The sequence below is a fragment of the Citrobacter sp. HN-141 genome (assembly GCF_033341895.1).
Lineage (GTDB): Bacteria > Pseudomonadota > Gammaproteobacteria > Enterobacterales > Enterobacteriaceae > Citrobacter.
The window spans coordinates 1-13,825 of record NZ_JAWPBF010000015.1; the positions used below are offsets into that span (position 1 = coordinate 1).

The 13,825-nt window shown below is 53.5% G+C and carries 11 protein-coding genes and 1 pseudogene; 9 read left to right on the plus strand and 3 right to left on the minus strand.

All coding sequences use genetic code 11. The annotated features are described in order from the left end of the window. A partial coding sequence (locus RYZ59_RS24810; RefSeq protein ID WP_071528444.1) for an IS1 family transposase occupies window positions 1-62 on the plus strand: 62 nt, incomplete at its 5' end. A 17-nt stretch (window positions 63-79) separates the two neighbouring features. Here the strand turns inward: RYZ59_RS24810 and RYZ59_RS17630 are convergent. Further along, window positions 80-259 (minus strand): annotated as a pseudogene (locus RYZ59_RS17630) (hypothetical protein); the annotation flags it as partial. Between the two features lie 445 nt (window positions 260-704). Between RYZ59_RS17630 and RYZ59_RS17635 the strand changes: the two are divergent. Then, complete coding sequence (locus RYZ59_RS17635; RefSeq protein ID WP_038635410.1) at window positions 705-1,322, plus strand: trimeric intracellular cation channel family protein; 618 nt, start codon at window positions 705-707, stop codon at window positions 1,320-1,322. Here RYZ59_RS17635 and ligB read toward each other — a convergent pair. Next, on the minus strand, window positions 1,319-2,998 hold the full coding sequence (ligB, locus tag RYZ59_RS17640; RefSeq protein ID WP_318049922.1) for an NAD-dependent DNA ligase LigB: 1,680 nt from the start codon (window positions 2,996-2,998) through the stop codon (window positions 1,319-1,321). The genes RYZ59_RS17635 and ligB overlap by 4 nt on opposite strands. Before the next feature lie 261 nt (window positions 2,999-3,259). Here ligB and gmk point away from each other — a divergent pair, with 261 nt between their 5' ends. The 5 genes from gmk to recG are packed head-to-tail and all read left to right on the plus strand — an operon-like array spanning window position 3,260 to window position 9,127. Next, the gene (gene gmk / locus RYZ59_RS17645) at window positions 3,260-3,883 is read left to right on the plus strand and encodes a guanylate kinase (RefSeq protein WP_137382115.1); all 624 of its coding nucleotides are present in this window, start codon (window positions 3,260-3,262) and stop codon (window positions 3,881-3,883) included. Window positions 3,884-3,937: 54 nt separating this feature from the next. Next, window positions 3,938-4,213, plus strand: coding sequence for a DNA-directed RNA polymerase subunit omega (gene rpoZ, locus RYZ59_RS17650; RefSeq protein ID WP_000135058.1), 276 nt, complete (start codon window positions 3,938-3,940; stop codon window positions 4,211-4,213). An 18-nt stretch (window positions 4,214-4,231) separates the two neighbouring features. Beyond that, complete coding sequence (gene spoT, locus RYZ59_RS17655) at window positions 4,232-6,346, plus strand: bifunctional GTP diphosphokinase/guanosine-3',5'-bis pyrophosphate 3'-pyrophosphohydrolase (RefSeq protein WP_318049921.1); 2,115 nt, start codon at window positions 4,232-4,234, stop codon at window positions 6,344-6,346. 4 nt (window positions 6,347-6,350) lie between these two features. Beyond that, on the plus strand, window positions 6,351-7,040 hold the full coding sequence (trmH, locus tag RYZ59_RS17660) for a tRNA (guanosine(18)-2'-O)-methyltransferase TrmH (protein WP_318049919.1): 690 nt from the start codon (window positions 6,351-6,353) through the stop codon (window positions 7,038-7,040). 5 nt (window positions 7,041-7,045) lie between these two features. Next, window positions 7,046-9,127, plus strand: coding sequence for an ATP-dependent DNA helicase RecG (gene recG / locus RYZ59_RS17665; protein WP_202037395.1), 2,082 nt, complete (start codon window positions 7,046-7,048; stop codon window positions 9,125-9,127). Between the two features lie 40 nt (window positions 9,128-9,167). On the opposite strand, the gene gltS is transcribed toward recG, so the two are convergent. Next, window positions 9,168-10,373 carry a sodium/glutamate symporter gene (gene gltS / locus RYZ59_RS17670; protein ID WP_202037394.1) on the minus strand — a complete coding sequence of 402 codons (1,206 nt, stop codon included), beginning with the start codon at window positions 10,371-10,373 and terminating at the stop codon, window positions 9,168-9,170. 228 nt (window positions 10,374-10,601) lie between these two features. Here gltS and xanP point away from each other — a divergent pair, with 228 nt between their 5' ends. Next, the gene (xanP, locus tag RYZ59_RS17675) at window positions 10,602-11,993 is read left to right on the plus strand and encodes a xanthine/proton symporter XanP (protein ID WP_271442013.1); all 1,392 of its coding nucleotides are present in this window, start codon (window positions 10,602-10,604) and stop codon (window positions 11,991-11,993) included. A 121-nt stretch (window positions 11,994-12,114) separates the two neighbouring features. Next, a complete protein-coding gene (locus RYZ59_RS17680; RefSeq protein WP_318049916.1) occupies window positions 12,115-13,824 on the plus strand; it encodes an AsmA family protein in 1,710 nt (569 codons plus the stop codon). The last annotated feature ends 1 nt before the right edge of the window (window position 13,825 follow it).

Consider the following 13,825-nt stretch of genomic DNA (forward strand, 5'->3'; position numbering starts at 1 on the left):
AATCGGTGGAGCTGCATGACAAAGTCATCGGGCATTATCTGAACATAAAACACTACCAATAAGTTGGAGTCATTACCTATTTTACATCGTAATAATCCTTTCCTGAATGCTCACCCTGGTGTATATCCGAGAGTAACTTTCTGACATCATCTCCTCGAGCATGTCCCATATCTATCCAGCCCAAAACTTCGGTGTAGATTATCCCACTTCTTAAAATTCCAGCCTCTCTGCCATCCTGAATTTCTTCTCTTACGCTCATGTCTATCACTCCGACTGACTAAATGCTGAAGATTTTGCTGTAAATGCCCCTACACACATAGAAGCGATAGCTGAGGGGGACCATTTTTCAGAATAGAGGTCGCTGAATATCAGAGTTTACTCATGATGACTTCCCTAATGGCTTCTGGCGTGTCAACTTGTTCTATGGTCGGGGAGTGATAGCTTGATGAAATATCATACGTAGCCCGCCAGTAAACGGCGGCGCTACGTGTTTTTTTCGATGAGCATGTTTATAACCTCTCACTACGCATTATATTTTCTCATCATTTATCAGTATCGCCAATACCATGAAGCGCATGCAATATGGCATTTTCATCAAATCAGCATTAGCTGTAGTTATTAAAATCGTTTCACCTTAGAAAATCTCAATCGTGACAGTGCGCACAAATCGTTAACCTTAGCCCCCAGCAAATCAGGGGGAAGACATGCTGTTACACGTTTTATATTTAATTGGTATCACAGCTGAAGCCATGACGGGGGCGCTTGCGGCAGGTCGTCGTCGTATGGATACATTTGGCGTCATTATTATTGCCACTGCGACCGCCATTGGCGGTGGTTCGGTACGCGACATTCTTCTCGGCCACTATCCGCTTGGCTGGGTAAAGCATCCTGAATACGTCATTATCGTGGCAGCCGCTGCGGTACTGACAACGATTATTGCTCCCGTGATGCCCTACCTGCGTAAAATATTCCTCGTACTGGATGCGCTGGGCCTGGTGGTCTTCTCTATTATTGGCGCACAGGTGGCGCTGGATATGGGTCACGGGCCGATTATCGCCGTGGTCGCTGCGGTTACCACCGGCGTCTTCGGCGGCGTATTACGCGACATGTTCTGCAAACGCATCCCGCTCGTATTTCAGAAAGAACTTTATGCCGGCGTGTCATTTGCCGCTGCCGTGCTGTACATCGTGCTGCAACATTATGTCTCCAGCCACGATGTGGTGGTGATATCTACCCTACTGTTCGGCTTTACAGCACGTTTACTGGCACTGCGCCTGAAGTTGGGACTACCGGTATTTTATTATCGCCATGAAGGCCATTAAGGCATAAAACCCGCGATACGCTGAGCAGCTAACCAGTTGCTCAGCGCAGTGATTTCTCGATCCTCCAGCCACTGAATAACCCGTCGTGTCCTCTGCCCCCCCATGGAAGGAAGCTGCCGCCAGCTTTGTTCATCGCGGTCCTGCAATTGTTGCCACGAATCATCCCGACTGGCATTCAGCGTTGCCTGTGTTAACGGTATTCCCATGGCGATAACCCAGCGCGTGAACGGGAGATGGCGCGACAGATTAAACTGATGCCATATCTTCTCCCCTTTGCTCACGCCTAATGTGGACTGGATCTGCTCCTGAGTTAATCCGAGCCAGAAAAAGATATGCTCAAAACGATACGCCTGATGCAGTTCCCGCCACCCCGCTTCACCAATACCTTCTAATTCCAGCACCTCTTTTGCGCCCAGCCAAACCAGTCTGGCAATAAACTGCTCGTAACACCCCGGCGTGGCATAAAAACAGGTCATTGAATTGAAGCGACCCTCAGGCGGCTTTGGCTTAGTGCGTTGAGTGCTACGCCAGACCACTTCGTCGATTCGGGGGATCCCCTGACCTGCCAGACTTATCAGAATATGATCTCCAGGTGCGATATCCCATTCATTCCAGCGACGTACAGAGCCAATATTGACACGTTGCACTCGTTTATCGTCCAGCATGACGGGCTCCAACATAGCAACAACGGCAATTTTCCCACTTTTACCAACTGAAAACTGAATATCTGTAACCTCTGATACCTGAGCCACCGGGGGATATTTCCACGCTGCCAGCCAGTCGCCCTGCCCGGGTACCCAGTATCGCGCCTGCGGTTCTTTCCCCGCTCGCACCACGACACCATCCGTCACAAAAGGGAGCGCCGAAGTCCACCACCTGGCGCGGGTATGCTCTACATCGTCCGCATTCTTCACAGCCTGAGTATAGCGCTGCGCAAAACTGAACCCGGCAGCGGTGAGTTGCTCCAGCCTTTCCGACATGACCGCCGGACCATCAGGCCAGGCCCAGATAAATATGTTCAGAGAGCGTAATAACTCCGGCGTGTTCTGCCGCATCATCATTCCGGCAACCTTAGAACGGGCATTCATACCGCCTTTCTTTTGCTGGATATGCCCATCCTGCTGCAAAAAAATCTCCCCCTGCAGCGTGCTGTTAGCAAGCAGTCCTCTGACGGTCCGCGGTATTGAAGGCATCTGGAGAACCTTTTGCGTCCAGTCCTCACCTTTGAGGCCGTTACCACGGCTAATCGCCTTAATCAGATTGCCATCCCGATAAACCAGCGTTACCGCAACACCGTCTACCTTTGGTTGCACCCAGAGATCGCTACGCGTCTGCATCCATTGCTGCACCGCTTGTTTATCCGCCAGCTTACGAACACCCGTATGAGGAACAGGGTGCAATATTGAGCCGCTTATCGGTGGCGCAGACAGGTCTGTCTGTGAATCACCTCCGAAACAGCGCTGCCATTGGCGTAGTTGCGCATTCAACTGATCATAAATACCGTCATCTACGGCACTCACACCCTGCTGCCAATAACTATCATTCCATTGCGTTATCTGCTGTTGTAGTCGCGACATTTCCTCGTTTGCCCGATCTGCAGACCAGGCGGGACACGCGGCCCCGGCCCGCAAATGGCAGAACAGCAACGCCAGCACAATGCTTTTCCATAACCCCATACCGCCTCCGCCTGAAAATGCGTTTCCCGGCAGGTATAGCGCAAAGCCTCATCGAAACAGAGCGGCAAAAACTCATCCTGCGAACAGCTTTCCGGACATTTGCATGTATTGCTGCAAATCACCGATAAAACAGGAAACTGGTACGCAAAACGCAATAAACATGCGCAAAAAGTGTGACAAGGGCTACGTCACAAAGCGGCTACGTGTATAATAAGCTCGTATGTAGGCTCTCTTTCGACAATCACATACATTAAGATACTCATGGCTCAAGGCACGCTTTATATTGTTTCTGCCCCCAGTGGCGCGGGTAAATCCAGCCTGATTCAGGCTTTATTAAAGACCCAACCGTTGTATGACACCCAGGTTTCTGTTTCACACACCACGCGCGCACCGCGCCCGGGGGAAGTGCATGGTGAACACTATTTCTTTGTGAACCATGACGAATTCAGAACCATGATTGGCAGAGATGCGTTCCTGGAACACGCTGAGGTATTCGGCAATTATTACGGCACTTCGCGTGAGACGATTGAGCAAGTATTAGCATCCGGCGTAGATGTCTTTTTAGATATCGACTGGCAAGGTGCACAGCAAATTCGTGAAAAAATGCCGCATGCACGCAGCATTTTTATTTTGCCACCTTCTAAGATTGAACTGGACCGCCGTCTCCGCGGCCGCGGGCAGGATAGCGAAGAAGTGATCGCAAAACGTATGGCGCAAGCTGTTGCAGAAATGAGCCATTACGCCGAATATGATTATCTTATTGTGAATGATGATTTCGATACCGCCCTGGGCGATTTGAAAACCATCATTCGCGCCGAACGTCTGCGCATGAGCCGCCAAAAGCAGCGTCATGACGCTTTAATCAGCAAACTGTTGGCAGACTGAACCCACATTCAGTATCATGCCCAGTCATTTCTTCACCTGTGGAGCATTTTAAGTATGGCACGCGTAACTGTTCAGGACGCTGTAGAGAAAATTGGTAACCGTTTTGACCTGGTACTGGTCGCCGCGCGTCGCGCTCGTCAGATGCAGGTAGGCGGAAAGGATCCGCTCGTACCGGAAGAAAACGATAAAACTACCGTTATCGCGCTGCGCGAAATCGAAGAAGGTCTGATCAACAACCAGATCCTCGACGTACGTGAGCGCCAGGAACAGCAAGAGCAGGAAGCCGCTGAATTACAAGCCGTTACCGCTATTGCTGAAGGTCGTCGTTAATCACAAAGCGGGTCGCCCTTGTATCTGTTTGAAAGCCTGAATCAACTGATTCAAAACTACCTGCCGGAAGACCAGATTAAGCGTCTTCGGCAGGCGTATCTCGTTGCACGTGACGCTCACGAGGGCCAAACACGTTCAAGCGGTGAACCCTATATCACGCACCCGGTAGCGGTAGCCTGCATTCTGGCCGAGATGAAACTCGACTATGAAACGCTAATGGCTGCGCTGCTGCATGACGTGATTGAAGATACCCCTGCCACCTACCAGGATATGGAACAGCTTTTTGGTAAAAGCGTTGCTGAACTGGTAGAAGGGGTATCAAAGCTTGATAAGCTTAAGTTTCGCGATAAGAAAGAGGCGCAGGCCGAAAACTTTCGCAAGATGATTATGGCGATGGTGCAGGATATCCGCGTCATTCTCATCAAACTTGCCGACCGAACCCACAACATGCGCACGCTGGGCTCATTACGCCCGGATAAGCGCCGCCGCATCGCTCGTGAAACCCTCGAAATCTACAGTCCGCTGGCACACCGTTTAGGTATTCATCATATAAAAACCGAGCTAGAAGAGCTGGGTTTTGAAGCGCTGTACCCGAACCGCTATCGCGTGATTAAAGAAGTGGTTAAAGCCGCTCGCGGCAACCGCAAAGAGATGATCCAAAAAATCCTCTCGGAAATCGAAGGGCGTTTGCAAGAGGCAGGCATTCCGTGTCGCGTAAGCGGGCGTGAGAAGCATCTGTACTCGATTTACTGCAAAATGGTGCTCAAAGAGCAGCGTTTTCACTCCATCATGGATATCTACGCATTTCGCGTCATCGTTCATGATTCCGATACCTGCTATCGCGTACTCGGCCAGATGCACAGCCTGTACAAACCACGTCCTGGTCGCGTGAAAGACTATATCGCCATTCCGAAAGCGAACGGATATCAGTCTTTGCACACCTCAATGATCGGCCCTCATGGCGTCCCGGTTGAAGTACAGATTCGTACTGAAGACATGGACCAGATGGCGGAGATGGGTGTTGCAGCGCACTGGGCTTACAAAGAGCACGGCGGCGAAAGCAGCACCACTGCGCAAATCCGCGCTCAGCGCTGGATGCAAAGTCTGCTGGAACTGCAGCAGAGCGCCGGTAGCTCGTTTGAATTTATTGAAAGCGTCAAATCTGATCTCTTCCCGGATGAGATTTATGTTTTCACACCGGAAGGGCGCATTGTCGAACTGCCCGCCGGTGCAACGCCTGTCGACTTCGCCTACGCCGTGCATACCGATATCGGTCACGCCTGCGTTGGCGCCCGCGTCGACAGGCAGCCTTACCCACTTTCGCAGCCGCTCTCCAGTGGCCAGACCGTTGAAATCATTACCGCGCCAGGCGCTCGCCCCAATGCGGCATGGCTCAACTTTGTGGTCAGTTCAAAAGCTCGCGCCAAAATTCGCCAACTGCTGAAAAACCTTAAGCGCGATGATTCCGTCAGTCTGGGCCGTCGTCTGCTCAACCATGCCTTAGGCGGTAGCCGTAAACTGGCAGAGATCCCGCAAGAGAGCATCCAGCGTGAGCTTGAGCGCATGAAGCTCGCCACGCTTGACGATCTGTTAGCTGAAATCGGCCTGGGTAACGCCATGAGCGTGGTCGTTGCGAAAAACCTCCAGCAGGGTGAAGTGCCGGCAAATGCGCCAGCACAATCTGGTCATGGCCATCTGCCGATTAAAGGCGCAGACGGCGTGCTGATCACCTTCGCAAAATGCTGCCGTCCAATTCCTGGCGATCCAATCATTGCCCACGTCAGCCCGGGTAAAGGTCTGGTGATCCACCATGAGTCCTGCCGTAACATCCGTGGCTACCAGAAAGAGCCAGAGAAGTTTATGGCAGTGGAATGGGATAAAGAAACAGAGCAGGAATTCATCACCGAGATTAAGGTGGATATGTTTAACCACCAGGGTGCTCTGGCGAACCTGACGGCGGCAATCAACACGACCACCTCCAATATTCAGAGTCTGAATACGGAAGAGAAAGATGGCCGCGTGTATAGTGCCTTTATTCGCCTGACAGCACGAGATCGTGTGCACCTGGCGAATATCATGCGCAAAATCCGCGTCATGCCGGACGTGATAAAAGTCACCCGTAACCGAAACTAGTCTTATGAATGAACAGCGCTATGCACGTATCCGCGAGATGCTCGCACGTCGTCAGCCCGATCTGACCGTCTGCATGGAGCAGGTTCACAAACCTCATAACGTTTCTGCGATTATTCGTACTGCAGATGCGGTCGGCGTGCATGAAGTCCACGCCGTCTGGCCGGGTAGCCGCATGCGCACTATGCTCTCTTCTGCCGCAGGCAGTAACAGTTGGGTGCAAGTCAAGACCCACCCGACTATTGGCGATGCTGTCACACATTTAAAAAGCCAGGGTATGCAGGTTCTGGCAACCCATCTGTCAGATAACGCCGTGGATTTTCGCGAGATTGATTACACACGCCCCACCTGCATCCTGATGGGCCAGGAGAAAACTGGCATCACTCAGGAAGCGTTGGATCTGGCTGATCAGGACATCATCATTCCCATGACTGGCATGGTGCAGTCGCTGAACGTTTCTGTCGCCTCCGCGCTGATTCTGTACGAAGCACAGCGCCAGCGGCAAAACACGGGGATGTACCGACGAGAAAACAGCATGCTGCCACAAGATGAGCAGCAGCGTTTACTGTTTGAAGGCGGTTATCCGGTGCTGGCGAATGTCGCTAAGCGCAAAGGTCTTCCCTACCCTCACGTAAACACGCAGGGCGAAATTGAAGCCGATGCAACGTGGTGGGCCACTATGCAATCTGCGAGATAAACGCGATGAAAGGCCGTTTACTGGATGCCATCCCACTCAACTCTCTGACCGGCGTTGGCGCAGCGCAAAGCAGTAAACTGGCGAAAATTGGCCTGCACACCGTGCAGGACCTCCTGCTCCACCTTCCTCTGCGCTACGAAGATCGTACTCATCTTTACCCAATTGGCGAACTCTTGCCTGGCGTCTACGCCACCGTTGAAGGCGAAGTGTTGAACTGCAATATCACCTTCGGTGGCCGCCGGATGATGACCTGCCAGATAAGCGATGGCTCGGGTATTCTGACGATGCGCTTCTTCAATTTCAGCGCCGCGATGAAAAATAGCCTCGCGACCGGAAGACGGGTGCTGGCCTACGGCGAAGCCAAACGAGGGAAATATGGCGCCGAGATGATCCATCCGGAATATCGCGTACAGGGCGATCTCAGCACGCCGGAACTCCAGGAAACGCTCACGCCGGTTTACCCGACAACCGAAGGCGTGAAGCAGGCAACGCTGCGTAAACTGACCGATCAGGCGCTGGATTTGCTTGATACCTGCGCCATTGCCGAACTGCTACCACCGGAATTACTACAAGGGATGATGAGCCTGCCAGAAGCTCTGCGCACGCTGCACCGTCCACCGCCGTCACTCCAGCTAAGCGATCTGGAAACCGGACAACATCCGGCACAGCGACGTTTGATTCTGGAAGAACTGCTGGCCCACAACCTCAGCATGTTGGCGTTACGCGCCGGAGCCCAGCGTTTTCACGCCCAGCCGCTGAGCGCGAACGATACGCTGAAAAATAAGCTACTGGCAGCCCTCCCCTTTAAGCCAACCGGCGCACAGGCGCGGGTAACCGCCGAGATTGAACGCGACATGGCGCTGGATGTCCCGATGATGCGACTGGTACAGGGTGATGTTGGTTCCGGAAAAACGCTGGTTGCGGCACTTGCTGCTCTACGGGCAATTGCACATGGCAAGCAAGTTGCGCTGATGGCCCCCACCGAACTCCTGGCTGAGCAGCACGCAAATAACTTCCGCAACTGGTTTGCACCGCTGGGAGTTGAAGTGGGCTGGCTGGCCGGCAAGCAAAAGGGTAAAGCGCGTCAGGCACAGCAGGAAGCTATTGCCAGCGGCCAGGTACAGATGATTGTCGGCACTCACGCTATTTTCCAGGAACAGGTTCAGTTCAATGGTCTGGCTCTGGTTATCATCGACGAACAACACCGCTTCGGCGTGCATCAACGCCTGGCACTATGGGAAAAAGGTCAGCAGCAGGGTTTCCACCCGCATCAATTGATCATGACCGCCACGCCAATCCCACGCACGCTGGCGATGACCGCCTATGCCGATCTCGACACATCAGTGATTGATGAACTGCCTCCGGGACGTACACCGGTCACCACCGTCGCGATTCCGGATACCCGCCGCAGCGACATCATTGACCGTGTGCGTAACGCCTGCACGCACGAAGGACGTCAGGCGTACTGGGTCTGCACGTTGATCGAAGAGTCTGATTTACTGGAGGCCCAGGCAGCAGAGGCCACGTGGGAAGAACTTAAACTCGCTCTGCCGGAGCTTAATATTGGTCTGGTGCACGGGCGCATGAAACCTGCAGAGAAGCTGTCTGTCATGGCTGCGTTTAAACAGGGCGAAATGCATCTGCTGGTCGCCACTACAGTGATTGAAGTTGGCGTAGACGTACCTAACGCCAGCCTGATGATTATTGAAAACCCGGAGCGTCTGGGTTTAGCGCAGTTACACCAGCTGCGCGGCCGCGTCGGTCGCGGTGCAGTCGCTTCTCACTGCGTCCTGCTGTACAAATCACCGCTGTCAAAAACAGCGCAAAAGCGTCTGCAGGTGCTGCGAGACAGCAACGACGGATTCGTTATTGCGCAAAAAGATCTGGAGATCCGCGGCCCCGGTGAGCTGCTGGGTACACGCCAGACCGGAACGGCGGAATTTAAGGTGGCGGATTTACTGCGCGATCAGGCAATTATTCCGGAAGTTCAGCGCATTGCCCGCCATATTCACGAACGTTATCCACAGCAGGCAGTGGCGCTGATAGAGCGCTGGATGCCAGAAACTGAACGCTACTCCAACGCATAACCCTCTTCATCGCGGCGGTTATCACACCGCCGCACGGCCTTTATTGCGCAAAAATCGGCAACAGCAGATACAGCTTAATCACCAGCGCGTTGACGATATCGATAAAGAACGCCCCCACCATCGGCACCACCAGAAACGCCATATGTGATGGACCAAAACGTTCGGTAATCGCCTGCATGTTGGCTATCGCTGTCGGCGTTGCGCCGAGGCCAAAGCCACAGTGCCCGGCAGCCAGCACCGCCGCATCGTAGTTCTTACCCATCAGGCGCCAGGTGACAAAAATCGCATACAGCGCCATGAAAACGGTCTGTACGACAAGGATTGCCAACATTGGCAGCGCCAGCGAGGCCAGTTCCCACAGCTTGAGGCTCATTAACGCCATTGCCAGGAACAGCGACAGGCTGACGTTACCAAGTACCGAAACCGCACGCTCAAACACCCGATAAAAGCCCAGTAGCGCCAGACCATTACTCAGGATCACACCGACAAACAGTACGCAGACGAAGGTCGGCAGTTCCAGCACCGTTCCCACCAACATTTGCGCAACGATTTTGCCCACCGTCAGGCAGATAGCAATCAGCGCGATGGTTTCAATCAGCACCAGCGAAGTGATGATGCGCCCAACATCCGGCTTTTCAAACGCAGTCGGTACTGCCTGATCGTCCGGCATACCATCCGGAGTCGTGGAGTGTTTTACCAGATAGCGCGCAACAGGCCCACCGATCAAGCCGCCCAGCACCAGGCCGAACGTTGCGCATGCCATTGCCACTTCAGTTGCATTAGCGAAACCATAGCGTTCAATAAACAGCTTGCTCCACGCCGCTCCAGTTCCGTGCCCACCAGAGAGCGTTATCGAACCGGCAATCAGGCCCATCAGCGGGTCGAGACCCAGCAGGCTCGCCATACCGATACCAATAGCGTTCTGCATTAATAGCAGCCCAACAACCACAATCAGAAAGATGCCCACCACGCGGCCACCCGCGCGCAGGCTGGCAATATTGGCGTTCAGGCCGATAGTTGCGAAGAACGCCAGCATCAGCGGATCGCGCAACGTCATATCAAAATTGACCTCCCAGCCCATGCTTTTTTTCAGCACCAGCAACGCGATCGCCACCAGCAATCCACCTGCTACAGGTTCGGGAATCGTATATTTTTTCAGGAAAGAGACAGACTGGACGAGCTTACGCCCCAGCAGCAACACCAGGGTTGCAGCAACCAGTGTTGATAATGTATCGAGGTAAAACATATACAGCTCCATTAGTGCGCTTTGCAGTTCTGCTACGCACGATTCATTCCAGGTCGATTTTTAGCTCTTAATGAGTTATCGGGGTGGATTTTAAGCAGAAAATGATGAAAAGTTATATAAAAATGTTTGTTTATCCGTTTTAAATATTAAGAATAGTTACTCGCAAACGTTTGCTTTTCTGTCCTGGTCAGATAAAATCACCGCTTTTCCACCATGGGATTGCCTCTGATGTCCGTTAACGCCGTAGAGTCGACAAATGCGCAACCGGTTGCGCAGACTCACAACAGTGAACTGATTTACCGTCTTGAAGATCGCCCCCCGTTAGCCCAGACCCTGTTTGCCGCCTGTCAGCATCTGCTGGCCATGTTCGTCGCGGTGATCACCCCTGCTCTGTTAATTTGCCAGGCGCTTGGTTTACCGGCTCAGGATACTCAACACATTATCAGTATGTCGCTGTTCGCCTCCGGCGTGGCTTCTATCATTCAGATCAAAGCCTGGGGACCGGTAGGTTCAGGGCTGTTATCCATTCAGGGCACCAGCTTTAACTTTGTTGCGCCGCTGATTATGGGCGGTACGGCGCTAAAAACCGGTGGCGCCGATATCCCAACCATGATGGCGGCGTTGTTTGGCACACTGATGCTGGCAAGCTGCACCGAGATGGTTATCTCGCGTGTATTGCATCTGGCACGTCGTATTATTACTCCGCTGGTCTCAGGGGTGGTAGTGATGATCATTGGTCTGTCACTGATTCAGGTGGGCCTGACATCGATTGGCGGCGGTTACGCGGCAATGAGCGACAACACCTTTGGCGCACCGAAGAATTTGATGCTAGCTGGTGTCGTGCTGGCGCTGATTATCATTCTTAATCGCCAGCGCAACCCATACCTGCGCGTTGCGTCACTGGTGATTGCCATGGCGGCGGGCTACCTGCTGGCCTGGTTTATGGGCATGTTGCCACAAAATACCGCGCCGGTAAGTCAGGATCTGATCATGGTACCAACGCCGCTGTACTACGGTCTGGGCATTGACTGGAGCTTACTGCTACCGCTGATGCTGGTCTTTATGATCACCTCGCTGGAGACCATCGGTGATATTACGGCCACCTCCGATGTCTCCGAACAGCCGGTTTCTGGTCCGCTGTATATGAAACGCCTGAAAGGCGGCGTGCTGGCGAACGGTCTGAACTCGTTTGTTTCCGCCGTATTCAACACCTTCCCGAACTCCTGCTTCGGTCAGAATAATGGGGTCATCCAGTTAACCGGCGTTGCCAGCCGCTATGTTGGTTTTGTAGTGGCGCTGATGCTGATCGCGCTGGGTCTGTTCCCGGCAGTCAGTGGCTTTGTACAACATATCCCTGAACCTGTTCTGGGCGGGGCAACGCTGGTAATGTTCGGGACTATCGCCGCCTCCGGGGTACGCATCGTGTCACGTGAACCGCTGAACCGCCGCGCCATCCTGATTATCGCACTGTCGCTGGCTGTTGGTCTCGGCGTCTCCCAGCAACCGCTGATCCTGCAGTTTGCGCCTGACTGGGTAAAAAACCTGCTCTCTTCCGGCATTGCTGCTGGCGGTATTACCGCTATTGTTCTGAACCTGATTTTCCCGCCAGAGAAAGCGTAAGCGAAATGCGGCGTTGATTCTGAATCAACGCCGCTGTAACGCTCTTTCACCATTCCCGCCTTGAGGATTGCGCGTAAATCGTGCATAACTTGACTATGTGCACTTCGCGGGATGGAAGACCATGAAATTTATTGGAAAGCTGCTTATTTACGTGCTGATCGCCTGTGCAGTGGCGATCCTCGGCCTTTATTTTCTACTGCAAACCCGTTGGGGTGCGGAGCATGTCAGCGCCTGGGTGTCAGAGAACAGCAGCTACCATCTGGCATTTGATACCATCGATCACCGGTTTTCTTCCCCTTCCCATATTCTGCTGGAAAACGTCACCTTTGGCCGGGATGGTCAGCCCGCAACGCTGGTCGCTAAAACGGTTGATATTGGCCTGAGCAGTCGTCAGATCACCGACCCGTTGCACGTTGACACCATCTTGTTGCAAAACGGTACGCTCAATCTTTCTCAACACACTGCGCCGCTTCCGTTCCAGGCCGATCGCCTGCAGTTACAGGATATGGCACTAAACAGCCCCGGCAGTGAGTGGAACCTGAGCGCGCAACGCGTGAACGGCGGCGTTATTCCCTGGAACCCTGAAGCGGGTAAAATTCTCGGCAACAAAGCGCAAATTCAGCTCAGCGCCAGTTCATTAACGCTTAACGACGTTCCAACCACTAACGTGCTAATTGAAGGCAGCATTGACCATGACCGCGTGACGCTTAGCAATATTGGCGCAGACGTGGCGCGTGGGGCATTAACCGGCGTGGCGCAGCGCAATGCTGATGGCAGTTGGGTAGTGGAGAATCTGCGGTTAAATGATATCCGGCTACAAAGTGATAAATCACTGGTCGATTTTTTCGCACCGCTAACCACGATTCCGTCCCTACAAATTGGTCGTCTTGAGGTGACGGATGCCCGTCTGCAAGGTCCTGACTGGGCAGTAACAGACCTCGATCTGAGTTTGCGCAATATGACCTTCAGCAAGGACGACTGGCAAACTCAGGAAGGGAAGCTGTCGATGAACGCCAGTGAGTTTATCTACGGTTCACTGCACTTTTTCGATCCGATTCTGAACGCCGAGTTCTCACCGCAGGGCATTGCGCTGCGCCAGTTCACCACCCGCTGGGAAGGCGGTATGGTCAGAACATCCGGAAACTGGATGCGCAGCAACAAAGCGCTAGTCCTCGATGATGCTGCCATTGCCGGTCTGGAATACACGCTGCCGGAAAACTGGAAGCAGCTGTGGATGAAACCCCTGCCAGCGTGGCTAAACAGCCTGACGCTCAAAAAATTCAGCGCCAGCCGCAATCTGGTGATTGATATCGACCCGAGTTTCCCATGGCAGCTCACCGCGCTGGACGGCTACGGTGCTAGCCTCGGGTTGGTACAGAACAATCAGTGGGGGATCTGGAGTGGTAGCGCCACGCTCAATGCCGCAGCTGCGACGTTTAACCGTACCGACGTGCGCCGACCTTCTCTGGCCCTCGCCGCGAACAGCAGCACGATCAATATCAGCGAGCTAAGTGCCTATACGGAAAAAGGACTGCTGGAGGCCACCGCCAGCATTTCGCAACTGCCTCAGCGCCAGACGCAGGTCAGCCTGAACGGGCGCGGCGTGCCAATAACGATCCTGCAGCAGTGGGGCTGGCCCGCACTGCCGCTTTCCGGCGATGGCAACATCCAGCTTACCGCCAGCGGCAATATTCAGGCCGATGCGCCGCTCAAGCCAACGGTCAACGGTCAGTTGCATGCGGTAAACGTGGAGAAACAGCAGGTAACGCAAACCATGCAGGCGGGCGTGGTTTCGGGGAGTGAAGTCACTGCACCACCACCTGCACAATGAT